Origin of the sequence: Kurthia huakuii LAM0618 (genome assembly GCF_000505545.1) — a bacterium.
GTDB classification, from domain to species: domain Bacteria; phylum Bacillota; class Bacilli; order Bacillales_A; family Planococcaceae; genus Kurthia; species Kurthia huakuii.
Window position 1 is genome coordinate 265,157 of the sequence record NZ_AYTB01000013.1, and the last position, 16,660, is coordinate 281,816.

Here is a 16,660-nt window from a genome sequence, read left to right on the forward strand (position 1 = left end):
CATAAGAAAAAACGGAATCGCGCGGTGGCGCGGTTCCGGTTTTTTGTGGCGAACGCTAAAAAAGGAACATGACCTGTTTTGAACTGACCCACAAAAATGGGACAGTGAAAAAGACACTTCTTTTTAGCCGAATTTGACGGACGCTTACCTGGGGCATGGCCGAAGCCTCCTCGCTCGCAAGCTCACTGCGGGGTCTTCTGCTCATGCTTTTCCCCTAGGAGTCACCGTCAAATTTTTGTTGAACCATCTTTTTTCGGTACGCAACTGGAGAAAGGTGGTTTAACGTTACCAAAATTCGAGTATGATTATAGTAGTTGATGTATGTTTGAACGACAACGTCATTTGTTGTTCTCAAAATCCCTTCAATCAATGATGGCGTTATCAGCGGGCGTGCCTTTACGGGACATGCTCATGATAACGCCTTTTTCTTTGACTGCTTGCGATGTATAAACAGAATCTTAATCGCTGTGAAGTTATAAGATTTTGGAATTTTATAAATTTTTTTCTAGATGGTGCTTGTTTCAAAGGGAATCGTTCACTTAATATCTTGATGATTAGAATGAAATTTGCTTCATCACTTCCTTTTCGATTTGATGTACTTTTTTAGTAAGATATTTTGAATAGCTAACACTTCATTTTTAATCTTTAACTGTTCCATCTCACTCATGCCTTCTTCCTAAGGTCATTTACGATAGCTATATTGTTTGCCAATTGGCTGTTCTAATCGATGCAACTCCCCATCTTTAAACCATTTCATCCACTGATAGATTGGCGTTTCATTTTTAATCTCACATACATCCTTCACTTCTTTCGTTGGCACTTGCGCTAACTTCATTTCAATTGCTTTTATTTTGGTTTCATACGCACATACTTGTTTTTTACGTATCAAAAAACACCTCCAACGTTTTTATACCCTGAAAGTGTCTTTCTCTTTTTATGTTGTCTCATTTATTTAGGTCAGTTCGTTTGTCCCAGCCTCTTTTTTTATTTGACGGTGAGTATATCACGCTTCGTTTTACCATGTGCTTGATAAGTTAGAATGAGTTTATATGTGTCGCCTTTTTCGACAACATTTGTCGTGCTACGTAAATAAAAAGGATGCAGTAGCATATCAAAATCTTCAATGGTCGTACCTTCTTCAAATTGTGTAATATGAATGAGTTCCTCGCGACCATGACGTAGCTCAATCGATTGCATATCAAGCTTGTCAGTCGTGAGTTGTTCGATTTCATACGTCCAATTGTTCGTATCAAATGGACGCTCAAAAGAAACGTGCCATGTGTCGCTTGTCGTTGTATTAGACATGCGATGTAGCGCAAATAAAATCACATAAAGAATCGTAAAAAAGAGTGCAACAAACACGAGTGCTGGAATGGCTTTTTTCATTAATGGCACCTCCTCTGTAAGACTAGTGTAACATTAGAGGACTCTTTTTAAAAAATACAAATAGCTTTTTTTGTATCGTGTTACGTAACGAGCAATGCCCATAAAAGGGGAATGAAAATAATGAGTAATAAACAATAAGCCCATGGATTGCCAAAATTTAACGTCCAGCCGATATTGGTGCGTTTGCTAATAAAGAGCGCTGGGTCATGTCGATTGATATAAAATACCCCGCCGCGCCAATAGTGATCATCGCGTAGGGCGGTTTTTGTAGATGTCGCTGCAGTAGTGGTTTGTTGGCGGGCAGTATAAATTGTTAACCATAGCGTACCGCCAATAATGATGACGAGAAGCGCGATAAATGGCCAGCGTGCGTGTGATGCTTGTGGACGAATGAGTTCGGTAAACTGTAAATAGCTAAACATCGTAGTTAATGCATAGCTGAGTATCAGTGAAAAATATGTGCTCGCGCGGCGTTTTTTGACTTCAAAAGAAGCTGCTTCAGCTGATTGATTGGCATTTAGCTGTACTTTTGCTTGCTGAGAGCCCAATGCAACAATAAGCATTAAAACTTGTATCCCTAGCATGACAATTGGTAGCCCCATTGCCGCCAGCCATGATTTATCAACCCAACTATCGGCTGAGCCGTCAATGCCCCAGTGAATCGGGATTTTAGAAGGAATCGTGTCATAATATTGAAACGTTAAAATGGCTATCGCAATTGTGACAATCATCGGTAATAAAAATAACAATGTTGGCGTAGTATGGCTTCGTGCGCGCACCGATGTATCAGTTACGCGTATTTCTTCAAGCCCTGCATAAAATTGCTCATCGTCGACTAGTTGTTGTGCGCGGCGATGGTATTGATAATACAATAAAAAGCTGGCGATAATTATCGCAGTTACTGCTAAGAAAAAGCTTTGCTCCTGTGGTGAAAAGATGAAAAAAAGAATCGTGATGATACATATCAAGCCAAACATTGTGAAGCTATAGCGTTTGCGGAGTGCGCGTACTTTGGCATGTTGAATAAATTGTTCCGGAATGGCCGTGCCAAATAATAACGTGCGCTTTGATAAATATGGTTGCGCAATAAGGAGTGCGGCAACCAATACGAATGTAGTTGCTAAAAGAATCATTACTATGACCTCCATTTTGCCAAAATGTTCGTAACAAGCTGTTGGACATCGTGTTCGGCGACACCCATCGCAGAAGCCTCTGCTAGCGCGGGTGTTAAAGCTTCTTCAAGCGTTGTCATCGTCTGAGTTGTCGGTTTATGCGCAATGACACGCGCTTTTTTTTTCGGTTGTTGTTCAATTAATCCTTTTTCAACGAGCTCGTGATAGCTTTTAAGCACCGTATTGACATTAATGCTTAAGTCGCTCGCAAGTTGTCGGGCTGAAGGTAATGTGTCGTCATAGCGCAATGAGCCACGAGCGATATGCTCGGTAATTTGTTGCACAATTTGTTTGTACAGTTGGATGTCGCTCTGTTCATTTAATATAAGTTGCATCGTCGTTCACCTCAATTAATCTGTTATACATTTACTATATCAGTTTAGCTGATATAGTTCAATTAGTGCAGATGATGCGTGTGCAAAAAAGCGTCTAGGACAAACCAGTTCCTGTTCCTTTTTTTTATGCTCATCTGAGAGGGTGTTGTTACACGGATGTCCCAGCCTCTCCACGTATTAATCTTCAATGGTTGGTTGTTTCGTTGCGTTTTCCTTTGTAACAATTTCAAGCGAGATCCACGTTAGTGCAGCGGTAATTGTAATGAAAGCTGTCGCGCCCCAATAATAACCTTTTTCTAAATACACCCAATCAGTATTATAAATGCTGACACAACAATAAATAATCGAAATAACCGCAATGACCGATGCAATTCCTGCGTAGATGCGGTCGAGTTTTGTGCCACCTGTTTCGACAACGGTCGTAATTGATTTAGCGGCAGAAATAACAGAAAAGACGATAATGCCAGACATTGCTGTATAGTACCCACGCTCAAGCAAGAGCCAATCGATGTTGTTCCAAACGCTAATATTAAAGTAAGCAAATGAGAAAATAAGGCCAACCGCGCTAATAATTAAAATAAATTTATTCATCTCTAAAACCTCCTTTTACGGTACATTACCCATTTATAAAGAAAATGAAGATTCAGATGAGGACAAAGGTAGAATGGCACTAAAAAATGCTGAAGCGCTTCTATCTTTTGCGCTAAATAAGCAGTGCTGTAAACAACAAACAAGGTCTGTCGTACGCCACTTTCAATACGGAAAAATATGTTGCTAATCGATGTTCGAACGCATCGTCAGTTTTCTTTTTTTAAGGTAATGTAGGATTTCGTTTGTTTTTTTGATTTTCATAGTATCTATGCAAAAAGGTCCACAAAGCGTTTGTTTTGCGTTAAAGTAAAGGAAGAGATTTTAGAGAAAGGGTTTTGACTATGAATTATCTTTATCGAACAGAGGCCATAACAAAGACGCCACTACGACATTTGGCGCTTGTAAATGATGCGGTGCCAGTCGTCTATGTGTCGCTGAAATTAAGTGCTATCGATGCGCTTATTGCTCATTGTGACGCTTTACTCGTACGCTTTAATAAACAGCTTGAAAAAACCGTTAGTCGCTTCCAATCGCTTAGTGCGGTGCGCAAAAAATATAGCGACCAAGAAAAACAATTGAAGCCGCTTCGTGATGTGCGCGATGCCTATGTAGAAAATCCAACAGCTGATACGGCGATGACGCTTTATGACCATGTGTTACGTCATATTGAATTTGCGGCGAAGCATATGCCATTTGTTTATGATGCCAATGCGTGGCTGCTTGACAAGCATGGCGTGACGGTGGCGAGTGTGCGCGCTTTTTTCCATGAATTATACGATGTTGCCATCGATGTTTATGCGGCAAATGTCACGGCTGATGAACTTGGGATTCGCGATGAATACATGACTTTTTATATGATGGATACAGCCGTATTATATGATTTTCCAACGATGTTACACACCGATGATTTACCGAGTTTTGCGCTTAATTTAACGACCTATTTTAAAAAAGATGCGATGCATGGTAAAACGAAAAGCGCTGTTATTGACCATGCTTTCTCACGCATCGTCCAAGGATTAGCGCTTTCTCCGATGTCAGATGAAAATTTTTTATTCCGTCCAAATCCAGCATTTCGTGTGCATTTTGATGATGCGGCGCTACAGTTAGTAACAGAACGCAAGCGCTATACGATTCAGCGCTTGCAATCATTTGAGACGATTCCACATATCGCGATGCATTATGATAACGGTCGTTTTACGCGCTCAATGGAATGCGTTGAACAAGAGGCAATGCCGTTAATAGAACAATTTGAGCATAAGCCTTATATTGCGCGCGTTTATCATGATGTCACTAGTGGTAAACGCGATGCGGCGCATATACCAACGGCCATTGAAGTCATTACGGACCTTCATGCGTTTATAGAACAACAGACGGCTACATTATCACCAGAACAACGTGCGTTTAGTGCGTTACTATTACGCCAATTTGAAAAAGAGGGATTAACATGCACCAATTAGTAAAACAATTATTAGTAACTGAACAAGCGATGAATGCCAATTTCGTTGAGCGCCAACATGAAATTCGTGCGATTATGTTGGCATTAATTGCAAAGAAAAATATTTTATTAATCGGCCCACCAGGCGTCGCAAAATCAAGCATCATTCAGCAATTTATCGATGCTTTTGATGATGTTCATACGTTTACGCGCCTTATTTCACCAACAACACAGCCCGATGAACTGTTTGGCTCGGCGAAATTTGAGCGCTTAAAAGAGGGCATTATTGAACGGAATATTGAGGGGCAGCTACCGACCGCTCATTTTGCATTTTTAGATGAAATTTTTAAATCGACATCGGATTTATTAAATGGTTTATTGAAAATTATGAATGAACACCAATTCGAAAATGGGACGGCCGTATTAAAAACGCCGTTATTTACGTTGATTGGTGCAAGTAACGAGTTTCCAGAAGAAGACGATTTAGCCGCGCTGTATGACCGTTTCTTAATTCGTCGAGAAGTGGTAAGTTTGAAAACACCGGATGCGCTTATGGTGATGTTAAGCTCGTCAACGACAGCTGTTGACGTACCCAAAATTACGCTTGCACAACTCGCAACATTGCAGGAACTTGTCGACACAATTACTATGCCGCCAGCGATTCTTGAGCAAATTGTGACGATTCATTTCCGCTTGAAAGAACAAGGAATTCCGGTATCGGACCGTCGCACAAAGCAATGTCTTGCCTTATTAAAAGCACAAGCACTTTTAAGTGGTCGCATGCAAGTTGTCACAAATGATTTACTTGTGCTAGAAGATGCGCTATGGATTGACGCAGAGGATCGTTCAGTTGTGAATAGTATTCTTCATGAATATGTGCTCACACCACTAGATCACGCCTTTGAAAAAGCGGAAGCCTTTTACGGAGATGTAATGGAAGCTGTCAAGCGTTTTAGCACAACAGCCATCGAATATAAAGCGTATACCGAATATGCATCGGAAGCGTATAACGACTGGCAAGCAGTGAAGGAAGAAGTGATGGCATTAATCGACACGACCGAGCAACAGCAACGTTTTGATGCGCTTGAGCAAGAAGTGGAGCAGGCGTTAACGAAGGTGTTGTTATAATGCTAAAACATGAACAACCGCAAGTGCAGCAACAGTATGAACGTATACGCCAGCAATTTCATAAATTTGATGACTTGATTGAGACGTATGATTATGCACATTTTGCCGAACTTATTCGCGACCTGTGGCAGGCGCTCTATAGCGGTAATAAGGAGCTTGTTGAAGAGGATTCAGCTAATCGGGCGCTCCTTGAACAGTTATTTGCGAGCGAGGCATTTAGGAAGTTGCAAGACAATGCGACCGGCAACGTCTTACTGTCAACACTTGCGACGTGGCGTTTTAGCTATGTGGCAGGCGAGTGGTTAAACGAGTTTACTGATGATGCGACTGAGGAACAGGCGAAGGCGACCGATGACGGTACGAGTGAGACACCTTCAAATACAACGACGGCCGGTAACGATGAACAATTAACGGCAGCGCAACTTGCCGAACTTTTTAATGATGCGGAGGCGTTGGCTGCGTGGCAGGCGATGCTTGATGATGAGCTGCACGACGTTGAAGAAGTGGCGTCTAATGTCGATGATCTATTGCGTGGACTTGCGCCGAGTGTCGGTGAAGGAGATGCTAGTAAAGTGCCGGTGCAGCAGCAACTCGCACTTGCTGAGGAGCTCGCAAAAAATCCAGAGCTACGCAAAATTGCGGAGTGGGCCGGGCGCTTTAAAATAAAGGCGCGTTATGCGCGAAAGACAAAGCAAGTGCGGACGATTTTAAAGCAGGGGATGACGACCGGCAATGCGGCGGAGCGTTTATTGCCAATCGAATATTTGAAGTCGGAGGCGGAGGAATCAAAGCTTGATTTTATGCATCGCTTTGTCGAAGGTCGCACGCTTATGTACGATTATAAAAAGCGCTCGAAAAAAGGGAAGGGTGCATTTGTCGTGTGCTATGACGAGAGTGGCAGTATGCAGGAGCTTGATGTCGAAGGCAAGGGCTTTGTGCTTGCACTAATGGCGATTGCAAAAAAAGAAAAGCGCGATTTTGTCTTTATTCCATTTAGTGGCGACGTTGGCTATAGCGACGTGCAAGTTTTTAAAAAGGGACGCTATAGCGTACGTGAATTGCTCGACGTTGCAGCCTCTTATATAGGTGGTGGCACGAATTTTGAGGCGCCGCTACGCGAGGCGATGGTTCATTTAGAGCACTCAGCGAAAGATGGTGATATCGTCTTTATTACCGATGGCATGTGTCATATCTCGGATGATTTTATTGCAGAATTTAATGCGCTAAAGACGAAAAAGAACTTTGAAATGCTCAGCTTGCTCGTTGGTCATAATAAACATGAAGGCTTATTGCCGGAAGTATCCGAAGCGGTCATTAAAATTCATCATTTTGAAGATGACAACGGCGCGATTGCATTTACGTTATAGAAAAGGTACTTGACGATGCTCAAGTACCTTTTTTTATGACACTTCCATTGACATTTAAGAGAAAGTATGAGCAATGGATTTTTAGCAATATACTACATATTTTACGAGATAATCTACATAATTATAAGAAATTTTTTCATTTCTCCTGTTTTCAATTGAGAATCATTATTAATTAGTTGTTGACATCATAACAATGTATAAGCCATTATAAGTAGTAAATAAACGACTGAACATAAACGACTTGACGAGTTGTTTATCTCTAACAGCATAGAGGAGAATAGCCGATGAAATTTCAAAAGAAAAGTATCGTAGCGAGTTTAATGTTATCAGCAGCAATTGTAGGATTAGCAGGATGTTCAACGAGTGATTCATCAAGTAAAGCAGAGAGCGAACAACAGGATGTTTTAACGGTTGCATGGCCTCGTGACGTAGCCGAAATGAATCCGCACGTCTATAACCCATCGCAAATGTTTGCGCAAACAATGGTATATGAACCGCTTGTAGGTTATGGGGAAGATGGCAAGTTAGTACCGATGCTCGCAAAAAGCTGGGATATTTCAAAAGATGGTAAAACGTATACATTCCATTTGCGTAGCGATGCTAAATTTTCAGATGGGTCGGAGCTAACGGCTGACGTAGTCAAACGTAATTTTGATGAGGTGCTGCGCCAAACGACAGAAAATGGCACGCACGCATGGCTAACGGTGTTAACAAAAATTAAAACGGTTAATGTGGTCGATGATGCGACGCTTAAAATGACATTAACAGAGCCGTATTATGCAACGCTACAAGAGCTTGCAGTGGCGCGTCCGGTACGTATTTTAGGCGATGCTGGCTTCCCGAAAGATGACGATACGTCGAAAGGTGTCAAAGAAGCGGTTGGCACAGGTCCATGGGTGTTAAAGGACTATAAAGCGGATGATTATGCTATTTATGAACGTAACGAGCATTATTGGGGCACAAAACCTGATGTGAAGGAAATTAAAGTAAAAGTGATTCCAGATGCTGAAACGACGGCGATGGCGCTTGAGAAGGGTGATATTGATTTAATTATCGGTGAAGGTGCAGTGTCAACAGAGACATTTAAAGAGCTTGAAAAAGACGATAATTTAGAAACGCAAATTTCAGAGCCATATGCAACGCGTCAGCTTGTGATGAATACAACGCGTGAGACATTATCAGACGTACGTGTTCGCGAAGCGTTAGCGATGTCATTTGATAAGGCGACGATGGTGGACAGTGTTACGGCGGGTATGGAAGAAACAGCAGATCACGTCTTAGCAACGAATATGCCGTATACGAAAGATGTCGCGGCACAAAAAGCAGCATATGATCCGAAAAAAGCGGCGACGTTATTAGACGAGGCTGGCTGGAAATTGAATGCGAGTGGTACAGCACGTGAGAAAGACGGCAAGCCACTCGAAATCGAGATGATGTACGTATCAGCTGATACGATTCAAAAAACAATGGCAGAAGCGATGCAATCTGAATGGGCAGCAATCGGTATCAAAGTTAACTTAGTATCAGAAGAATTAGCGAACCAAGTCAAGCGTTTTAAAGGGGATGACTTTGATATTAATTTATTCAGTAACTACGGTACACCGTATGATCCACATACATTTGTCAACATTGTAGCAAGCGAAGGCTTCGGCTATCATACAACGATGGCGTCGTATGATAAACAACAAGCGTTAAACAAAGAAATTAAACGTGCTTTAACGTCAACAGATGAAAAAAAACGCCAAGCACTGTATACCGATATTTTAACGCAAATCCAAGAACAGTATTCTATCGTACCAATTTCTTATATTAATAAAATTGCCGTTTACCAACATGATGTAGAAGGCTTACAATTTGCGCCAAATCGTGATGAGCATTCCTTTACGGGCATTAAATTGAAGTAGGTGGCAACATGGGTGTCTTTATTACAAAACGGCTTTTGGCGATTATCCCGATTTTCTTGCTCGCTATTTTGTTAACATTTATTATGGTCAAAGCATCGCCGGTAGATCCGGCAGAAGCGTATTTTGCAGCGACTAATACGCATCCAACAGCACAGGCATTAGAAGATAAACGACAGGAGATGGGTTTAAATAAACCCATCTTTCTTCAATATGTGGATACGGTAAAAAGGGTCGTACAGTTAGACTTTGGTGACTCGTATATGACGAAGCGTCCCGTAACCGAAGAGATGCGTGAACGGCTGCCGATTACTTTTCAGCTAGGCATGTTAAGCATTTTATTAACGTTTCTTATTAGTGTGCCACTAGGGTTTTATACAGCGCTCCATAAAAATGGCATCGTGGATCATGGCACACGTTTTCTAGCATTTATCGGTGCGTCAATGCCTGCCTTTTTAGTCGGTTATTTACTCGTCGTATTCTTTTCAGTGAAGCTCGACTTATTGCCGATTGAAGGTGTAGGAACGTGGCAACATCTCGTACTACCAACCTTTACGTTAGCGTTGCCGTTTATCGTCCAATATACGCGTATGTTACGGGCTAATATGTTAGAACATCTTGATGAACCAGCCGTTCTTTTCGCGCGTACACGCGGATTAACCGAACGTGTCATTATGGTGAAATATGTGCTGCGTATGGCAATTGGCCCAGTTATTACAGGGCTAGGTATTAACTTAGGGACGCTTATGACCGGCATGGTAATCGTTGAAGTAGTCTTTTCAATTCCAGGCTTTGGTCGCTACTTTATCGATGCTATTTTTAGTCGTGATATGCCAGTGATTCAAGGTTATGTATTGTTAGCGGCAATCCTTTATTTACTATGTAATTTAGTCGTGGATTTAATTCAAATGTATATCGACCCACGCATTGTCAAAAAAGGGGTGCGCTAATGAGAACATTTATAAAACAACATAAATTATTGACGTTCTATAGTGTGTTGGTTCTGTTATTATTTGTCGTCACGCTCCTAGCACCGTGGCTTGCACCGAATAATCCAACAACTGTGAATTTAGCATTGAAGTTACAAGGTCCATCCGCGCAATATCCGCTTGGTACCGATCATTTAGGTCGATGTGTGTTATCGCGACTGCTTATTGGTATGCAAGCATCACTCGGTAGTGCCGCTTTTATTTTTGTTTGTGCGCTATCAATTGGACTTATGGCGGGGACGATTGCTGGGTATTTTGGTGGCTGGATTGATTATGTGCTCATGCGCATTTGCGAAACGATGATGGCTTTTCCGAATTTGCTGCTCGTTATTGGACTTGTTGGCATGTTCGGACCAGGGCTAAAACAAGTCGTTTTAGCGCTGATTCTTGTGCAATGGGTTTATTATGCCCGGATTTTCCGCGGCATGGTGCTATCGTTGAAAACGGAAAACTATGTGAAGGTTGCGAGGATTAATGGTTCGTCATCGTTTAAAATTATTCGTAAACATATCGTGCCGAATATTATGCCGCCATTGCTTGTGATGAGTACGCTTGAGATGGGCTGGTCGATTATGAACATTTCATCGATGTCGTTTTTAGGGCTCGGTGTGCAAGCGCCAACGCCGGAATGGGGTATGATGATTTTAGAAGGAAAATCTTTTGTTCGTACGAATATCGAGCTAATGCTTTATCCGGGGCTCTGTATTATGCTGGTCGTCATTATTTTTAATTTATTGGGCGAATCATTAGCGTCATTATTTGGCGTGAAAAAGCAAGCGTTGAAAGGAAAAGAGGGCTTATGACGATACCGGTTTTAGAAGTGCAGCAATTAGCTGTTGAAGTAGCGGGACAGCCGTTACTTTATCCGCTTGATTTGTCAATTGAAGCAGGTGAAGTAGTCGGCTTAGTTGGAGAAAGTGGTAGCGGGAAAACGATGACAAGCTTAGCTATTTTTCAGCTGCTGGATGCGTCGCTCACACAGCATGGCTCGATTCGACTCAACGGAGAGGAGCTAACAACGATGAGTGATAAGGCGTTGCGCCAGCGTCGAGGCAATGAATTAGCGATGATTATGCAAAATCCGATGACCGCTTTTTCACCGCTGTATACGATTGGTTATCAATTTATCGAGCTGATTCGTCAGCATAGCGCGTGTACGAAAAAGCAGGCCACACAGCGCGCATGCGCGGCGCTAGCAGACGTGCAGCTACAAGCACCAGAAAAATTGCTGACATTGTACCCATTTGAGCTGAGCGGAGGAATGTTACAGCGCGTCATGATTGCATTTGCGGCGGTACTGCGTCCGAAATTAATTATTGCTGATGAGCCGACAACAGCGCTCGATTTATACAATCAAAAGGAAGTATTAAAGCATTTAGAGCATATACGGGTCACGCATCAGACGGCGATTTTACTCATTTCGCATGATTTATCCGTTATTGCAGAAATGGCGGACCGCGTGCTCGTCATGGAAAAGGGGCATGTTGTCGAAGCAACCGATGTCGTGTCGTTGTTTCAGGCTCCGCAGCACCCATATACGCAGCATTTAATAAAGGCACGTTTAACAGTTCCCGCGCTTGAGGAGGGATTGTAGTGGCAATTTTAACATTAACGGACATTGCACATAGCTATCAAAAAAAAGGTCTTTTTCAGCCAAAGCAAGCACCCGTTTTAGAGCATATTTCACTTAATATTCCTGTAGGGCAATGCTTTACGCTACTCGGTGTCAGCGGTGCGGGGAAATCGACGCTCGGTAATATTATGCTTGGTATTGAGCGCCCGACTCGTGGCACTGTGACATTTTTAGGGCAAAATTTATACGAAGCAAAGGGCGCTACCTTAAAGCAATTGCGTCGAGAGTTACAAGTCGTTTTTCAAGATTCTTTGTCAGCGGTCGATCCACGTATGACGGCCGAGCAAATTATTGCAGAGCCACTTGATAATTATCAAATGGTGGCACAAGCGGACAAACGTGCCTATATTACGGAGCTCCTAGAACAGGTGGGACTTAGCGCCGACGATTTAACAAAATATCCACGTCAATTTAGCGGTGGGCAGTTGCAGCGTATTAACATAGCACGCGCGCTCGCACTGAAGCCAAAGTTGATTGTGCTAGATGAGCCGATTAGTAGCTTAGATATGGTCAATCAGCGCCTTATTATCGATTTATTACAGCGCCTAAAAGAAGATTTTCAATTGACCTATGTTTTTATTACACATGATATTAAGGCAGCCTGTTTATTGTCAGATCATATTGCGATTTTGGAAGCTGGAACGATTACCGAGCAGTATACGACTGTTGCAGACTTTATCGCTTCGACAAAGTCAGCTGCACATCATTTGAAAACGAGTCTGTTAGCGGAACATCCTATGAAGCGCACAATTCGCAGCTTACCATAAAAGACTTTACATTCGTATGATACTTCTGTAGGATAACAGATAGGGATTGCAGAATGGAAACTGTATGTTAAACATACATAAAAAAGCAGGGATCGTCATGAGGCGATCCCTGCTTTTTTGTTGCGTAGTTAAAACAAAAGAGACTTCGACAATCGTCTAAGTCTCTTGCAAGTCAAAACTAATGGGCAACTTTTGTTCCGTTACGTTTTGCTTGGCGGTGTTTTTCAATTTCTTCAGGTGGTAATGATAAATAGTTGATATCATATGCGTTGATAATGAATAGTCCAATTATAGAGCCAATACCAATTGCCATGAAGATGATAGTAGTAATAATAGCCATCATAGTTATATAACCTCCAATCCTTTTACGCTTATTATAGGCGATTTTTGTGCTTGTGACTACAAGTAAAAGAGAGCCGTTACAAAAAGTTCATGAATGACGGCCAAATTTAGCAGTATTATCACGAAATTGTAATCATTTTGCCATTTCTTAAGAAATTCTTCATAATTATCATAAGCAAATGTTCATAAATTTTTTATACGATAAAGATACTTCGAGAGGGAGGCAATGGATATGTATACGATTTTAGTAGTCGATGATGACGCGGATATTCGCAGCGGCATTGAAATTTATTTGAAAAATGAAGGGTATGCGGTGCTGCAAGCTGACAACGGCGAAGAGGCGCTTCAAATGCTTGAGACGCATGATGTGCATTTAATTATTTTAGATGTTATGATGCCAACATTAGATGGCATTCAAGCAACGTTTAAAATTCGTGCTGAACGTAATATTCCAATTATTATGCTGAGCGCGAAAGTTGAGGAAGCGGATCAAATTTTAGGATTGTCTGTTGGTGCTGATGATTATATGACGAAGCCATTTCGTCCACTAGAGCTACTAGCACGCGTGAAGTCACAACTTCGCCGCTATATGACGCTTGGTACATATGAACTTCAAGATAATAACGCGATGTTAGAAGTGGGTGATTTGCGTATCAATATCGACACGAAGCAATGTTTTGTCAGCGGCAATGAAGTAAAATTGACCCCACTAGAATTCCAAATTTTGACGCTCCTCATGCAACACCCGGGGCGCGTTTATCCGATTGAAGCGATTTATGAAGCGGTGTGGCAAGAGCCAGCGTACAATGCAGCGAATATTGTAGCGGTCCATATTCGTAAAATTCGCGAAAAAGTAGAAGTGAATCCGAAAAACCCACAATATATTAAAGTGGTGTGGGGTGTAGGCTATAAAATTGAGCAACCGTAGTTGGTCTATCGTGGCAACGGTACTAGGTGTGTGTACAATTTTAATGTGTCTATTGCACTTTCTCTCACTAAATTTAATGAGGTGATGACGTTGAGAAGGGTATTGATTAGCATTTTGCTGGCGCTTAGTTGTATCGCATTTGCGGCACTTGTGAGCGTTGGCGTGAATCAAAAAACGCAAGACAGTCTTATGATTAACAATCAAGTTTATTCGATTGAACGGGAATTGCAACAAAAAATTCTTTTGCATTATAAGCTCGAGGAGTTGTTGAAAGAAACGACAGTGACAAATGATGATTTGCGCGCTTATCGTGAGAGTTTAGCGCCTTCTGAATCGGAGCGTGAGAATAATTTACGCAGAACGTATAGTAATGCGATGAGCTATAAAACAACAGCGCAGCAAAAAAAAGACTTACAACAAGAGCTAAAAAAAGCATTAGCATACAATAAAAAAATTTACAATGATGATGCATTTACGAAAAAAATTGTGTTGAACATTAAAAAACGACAACTAAAAGAAGCCTATCATGCGCTAGAAGAAGCGAATTATAGCTATGACATGGCAGGCATTACGTATAACATTACGAATGTTCAAACAGGGGAATTAATTTCGAATGAACAAGAGCCTCAAAAAGCGGCTTTTTCTAAGTCGTATAAAAATTTTGTGTCGGATTTTAATTCCGATTATTTAGTAGGTGCATATGATGAGAACTACAATGATGTCGTACATTTATCGTTAATGCCTGAAAACTATAAGAAATATAATGTGACTTGGTATTTACCTGTGTCGGAAAAGGAACATACGTTATTAGGTGAAGCATTGCAAAGCCAAGAAGATTTAGCGATGTTTACACGCATGATTCAAATCGCCGGTGCTATTACGCTTATTGTCGCAGTTATTTTATGGGTGCCGATTCGAAATCGTTATCCACGCATGACATGGCCGATTGATATTTTAGCGCTGGCGTCCATGGCAATTTTAGTAGCGGGGTTATTATTAGGTGGCATTGCGAGTGGTATTTTTAATGCGAGTAGCGAGCTAAATGGTCGAGCTTATTTAACGCTTGCTGCAGTGTGGACGACGGCTGCGTTCTTAATTTATTGGTTGTTGCAGTTTGTTCATACAATTGTGTATGCATTACATGAACGAAATATTCGTGAGCGACTATTTATTGTGAAATTAGCTCGGACGCTCGTACAAGCATTTGGTACACCGCAATATACGATGTTTTTATTGTTTTCATGGTTTGCCTTTTTCTTAGCAGGCTTTGGATTCCTTATCATAATGGAAGCGGGCTTTAGTATCGATATTTTCTCAATCTATATTATTTTATGGCTCATCGTTATGGTGCCGATTATGTACATAGCGCTTAAACATATTGGCTCGGTAAATTATGTCATGGACCAAACGAAAGAAATTGCGCTTGGCAATAAAAATGTTGTGCCGTTACAAGGCTCGACACCACTGGCGAAACATTCACAGCGCATTCAACATTTAAAAACAGGTGTGGATGAATCGATGGCTGAAAAGCAAAAAAGTGAACGCATGAAAACGGAACTGATTACGAATGTCAGTCACGATTTACGTACGCCGCTGACCGCGATGATGACGTATACCGATTTATTGAAAAATCCAAATTTAACGGCTGACGAACATGCGAAATATGTCGACGTGCTCGATGCGAAAACACAGAAGCTAAAGCTATTAATCGATGATTTATTTGATGTAACAAAAATGGCGTCTGGGCAAGTAGAACTGCACAAACAGACGATTGATTACGTGCAATTATTGCAGCAACTTGTCGGTGAGCAGGAAGAGCTCGCAGCGGAGCATCAATTAACGATTCGCACGCAATTAGATGCCGAAACATACCCGATTACCGTTGATGCGGCTAAATGGGCGCGCATGATTGATAATCTACTTGGCAATGCTATTAAATATAGCGCGGCAAATACACGCATTCATGTGCAATTAAAAGAAGGGACATTGACGATTAAAAATGTTTCCGCCTATGAACTAAGCGAAGATGTCGATGAACTCGTTGACCGCTTTAAGCGCGGTGATGCATCGCGCCATACGGAAGGCTCTGGTCTAGGGTTAGCGATTGCGCAATCGATTGCGAATTTGCATGGCACGCATTTAACAATTCAAGTAGACGGTGATTTGTTTAAAGTAATCGTTTCGCTATAAATAAAAAGTAGGAGTCGCAATTATGCGATTCCTACTTTTTGTTTATGGGCGACGTACGACTAAAACGTCGCAAGTTGCGGTGCGCAGTACAGCACTTGCAACGCTACCAACGACAAGGTGGTCAAGTCCACGTACACTTGATGCGCCGATGATGATCAGGTCTGCTTGAACATCTTTGGCAATTTTTTTCGTAATAATTGAGCGCGGCGAACCGGCTTCAACGATGATGTTAAATTGTGTTTCAGGCATGCCACTTTGTTCGATGAAATGCTTCACCGCTTCTGCGGCTTTGGCGCGTGCTGTTTCTTTTAATTTTTCTTCTGTTTGCGTTAAATTTTCATAGCTTGGCCAGTTACGTGTATCAACCACGTTGGCAACATGAATTTTTGCGGCATTGCGTCCTGCCACGTCAATTGCGTGTTCTAATACGAGCGGTGATACTTCAGAGCCATCAATACAAACTAAAATTTGTTGATACATAAAAAATCCCTCCCTA

Annotated in this window: 18 protein-coding genes; 10 read left to right on the forward strand and 8 right to left on the reverse strand. The window is 41.7% G+C overall.

The genetic code is table 11. The annotated features are described in order from the left end of the window. Window positions 1–214: 214 nt before the first annotated feature. From V514_RS20020 to V514_RS0111295, 6 genes are all read right to left on the reverse strand, one after another. Window positions 215–370, reverse strand: coding sequence for an IS3 family transposase (locus V514_RS20020; protein ID WP_407636648.1), 156 nt, complete (start codon window positions 368–370; stop codon window positions 215–217). A 312-nt stretch (window positions 371–682) separates the two neighbouring features. Next, entirely contained in the window at window positions 683–889 is a 207-nt protein-coding gene (locus tag V514_RS20025; protein WP_081715041.1) for a hypothetical protein, read from the reverse strand. Between the two features lie 95 nt (window positions 890–984). Further along, on the reverse strand, window positions 985–1,386 hold the full coding sequence (locus V514_RS0111280) for a hypothetical protein (RefSeq protein WP_029500046.1): 402 nt from the start codon (window positions 1,384–1,386) through the stop codon (window positions 985–987). An 80-nt stretch (window positions 1,387–1,466) separates the two neighbouring features. Continuing rightward, window positions 1,467–2,519, reverse strand: a complete 1,053-nt coding sequence (locus V514_RS0111285) for a DUF1648 domain-containing protein (protein ID WP_029500047.1) — start codon at window positions 2,517–2,519, stop codon at window positions 1,467–1,469. 2 nt (window positions 2,520–2,521) lie between these two features. Then, window positions 2,522–2,893 carry a GntR family transcriptional regulator gene (locus V514_RS0111290; protein WP_029500048.1) on the reverse strand — a complete coding sequence of 124 codons (372 nt, stop codon included), beginning with the start codon at window positions 2,891–2,893 and terminating at the stop codon, window positions 2,522–2,524. Between the two features lie 177 nt (window positions 2,894–3,070). After that, window positions 3,071–3,484 (reverse strand): YiaA/YiaB family inner membrane protein, encoded by a 414-nt coding sequence (locus tag V514_RS0111295; RefSeq protein WP_029500049.1) that lies wholly within the window; start codon window positions 3,482–3,484, stop codon window positions 3,071–3,073. A 341-nt stretch (window positions 3,485–3,825) separates the two neighbouring features. Between V514_RS0111295 and V514_RS0111300 the strand changes: the two genes are divergently transcribed. From V514_RS0111300 to V514_RS0111335, 8 genes are all read left to right on the forward strand, one after another. Then, window positions 3,826–4,941: a hypothetical protein gene (locus V514_RS0111300; RefSeq protein ID WP_029500050.1), complete on the forward strand. Its 1,116-nt coding sequence runs from the start codon at window positions 3,826–3,828 to the stop codon at window positions 4,939–4,941. Then, the gene (locus V514_RS0111305) at window positions 4,929–6,047 is read left to right on the forward strand and encodes an AAA family ATPase (RefSeq protein ID WP_029500051.1); all 1,119 of its coding nucleotides are present in this window, start codon (window positions 4,929–4,931) and stop codon (window positions 6,045–6,047) included. The genes V514_RS0111300 and V514_RS0111305 overlap by 13 nt, the downstream gene beginning before the upstream one ends. Further along, a complete protein-coding gene (locus V514_RS19790; RefSeq protein ID WP_029500052.1) occupies window positions 6,047–7,414 on the forward strand; it encodes a vWA domain-containing protein in 1,368 nt (455 codons plus the stop codon). The genes V514_RS0111305 and V514_RS19790 overlap by 1 nt, the downstream gene beginning before the upstream one ends. Before the next feature lie 284 nt (window positions 7,415–7,698). Beyond that, entirely contained in the window at window positions 7,699–9,318 is a 1,620-nt protein-coding gene (gene nikA / locus V514_RS0111315) for a nickel ABC transporter substrate-binding protein (protein WP_029500053.1), read from the forward strand. Between the two features lie 8 nt (window positions 9,319–9,326). After that, entirely contained in the window at window positions 9,327–10,265 is a 939-nt protein-coding gene (locus V514_RS0111320; RefSeq protein WP_029500054.1) for an ABC transporter permease subunit, read from the forward strand. Beyond that, complete coding sequence (gene nikC / locus V514_RS0111325) at window positions 10,265–11,107, forward strand: nickel transporter permease (protein WP_029500055.1); 843 nt, start codon at window positions 10,265–10,267, stop codon at window positions 11,105–11,107. Before V514_RS0111320 ends, nikC begins: the two co-directional genes overlap by 1 nt. Continuing rightward, entirely contained in the window at window positions 11,104–11,898 is a 795-nt protein-coding gene (locus V514_RS0111330; protein ID WP_029500056.1) for an ABC transporter ATP-binding protein, read from the forward strand. The genes nikC and V514_RS0111330 overlap by 4 nt, the downstream gene beginning before the upstream one ends. Continuing rightward, window positions 11,898–12,704, forward strand: coding sequence for an ATP-binding cassette domain-containing protein (locus tag V514_RS0111335; protein WP_029500057.1), 807 nt, complete (start codon window positions 11,898–11,900; stop codon window positions 12,702–12,704). The genes V514_RS0111330 and V514_RS0111335 overlap by 1 nt, the downstream gene beginning before the upstream one ends. Before the next feature lie 178 nt (window positions 12,705–12,882). Here the strand turns inward: V514_RS0111335 and V514_RS20430 are convergent, their stop codons facing one another. Next, entirely contained in the window at window positions 12,883–13,047 is a 165-nt protein-coding gene (locus tag V514_RS20430) for a hypothetical protein (protein ID WP_161630200.1), read from the reverse strand. Window positions 13,048–13,272: 225 nt separating this feature from the next. Between V514_RS20430 and V514_RS0111345 the strand changes: the two genes are divergently transcribed. Further along, window positions 13,273–13,974, forward strand: coding sequence for a response regulator transcription factor (locus tag V514_RS0111345; protein WP_029500058.1), 702 nt, complete (start codon window positions 13,273–13,275; stop codon window positions 13,972–13,974). A gap of 90 nt (window positions 13,975–14,064) precedes the next feature. Then, window positions 14,065–16,164 (forward strand): sensor histidine kinase, encoded by a 2,100-nt coding sequence (locus V514_RS0111350; protein WP_035944698.1) that lies wholly within the window; start codon window positions 14,065–14,067, stop codon window positions 16,162–16,164. A gap of 42 nt (window positions 16,165–16,206) precedes the next feature. Here the strand turns inward: V514_RS0111350 and V514_RS0111355 are convergent, their stop codons facing one another. Further along, entirely contained in the window at window positions 16,207–16,644 is a 438-nt protein-coding gene (locus tag V514_RS0111355; protein WP_029500060.1) for a universal stress protein, read from the reverse strand. Window positions 16,645–16,660: the final 16 nt, after the last annotated feature.

Excerpts from the sequence above, each read along its gene's own strand:
- V514_RS0111345 (WP_029500058.1), top strand. The coding sequence starts at position 13,273 with ATGGATATGTATACGATTTTAGTAGTCGATGATGACGCGGATATTCGC.
- V514_RS0111285 (WP_029500047.1), bottom strand. The coding sequence starts at position 2,519 with ATGATTCTTTTAGCAACTACATTCGTATTGGTTGCCGCACTCCTTATT.
- V514_RS0111300 (WP_029500050.1), top strand. The coding sequence starts at position 3,826 with ATGAATTATCTTTATCGAACAGAGGCCATAACAAAGACGCCACTACGA.
- V514_RS0111280 (WP_029500046.1), bottom strand. The coding sequence starts at position 1,386 with ATGAAAAAAGCCATTCCAGCACTCGTGTTTGTTGCACTCTTTTTTACG.
- V514_RS0111320 (WP_029500054.1), top strand. The coding sequence starts at position 9,327 with ATGGGTGTCTTTATTACAAAACGGCTTTTGGCGATTATCCCGATTTTC.
- V514_RS0111355 (WP_029500060.1), bottom strand. The coding sequence starts at position 16,644 with ATGTATCAACAAATTTTAGTTTGTATTGATGGCTCTGAAGTATCACCG.
- nikC (WP_029500055.1), top strand. The coding sequence starts at position 10,265 with ATGAGAACATTTATAAAACAACATAAATTATTGACGTTCTATAGTGTG.
- V514_RS0111330 (WP_029500056.1), top strand. The coding sequence starts at position 11,104 with ATGACGATACCGGTTTTAGAAGTGCAGCAATTAGCTGTTGAAGTAGCG.
- V514_RS19790 (WP_029500052.1), top strand. The coding sequence starts at position 6,047 with ATGCTAAAACATGAACAACCGCAAGTGCAGCAACAGTATGAACGTATA.
- nikA (WP_029500053.1), top strand. The coding sequence starts at position 7,699 with ATGAAATTTCAAAAGAAAAGTATCGTAGCGAGTTTAATGTTATCAGCA.
- V514_RS0111290 (WP_029500048.1), bottom strand. The coding sequence starts at position 2,893 with ATGCAACTTATATTAAATGAACAGAGCGACATCCAACTGTACAAACAA.
- V514_RS0111295 (WP_029500049.1), bottom strand. The coding sequence starts at position 3,484 with ATGAATAAATTTATTTTAATTATTAGCGCGGTTGGCCTTATTTTCTCA.
- V514_RS0111305 (WP_029500051.1), top strand. The coding sequence starts at position 4,929 with ATGCACCAATTAGTAAAACAATTATTAGTAACTGAACAAGCGATGAAT.
- V514_RS20430 (WP_161630200.1), bottom strand. The coding sequence starts at position 13,047 with ATGATGGCTATTATTACTACTATCATCTTCATGGCAATTGGTATTGGC.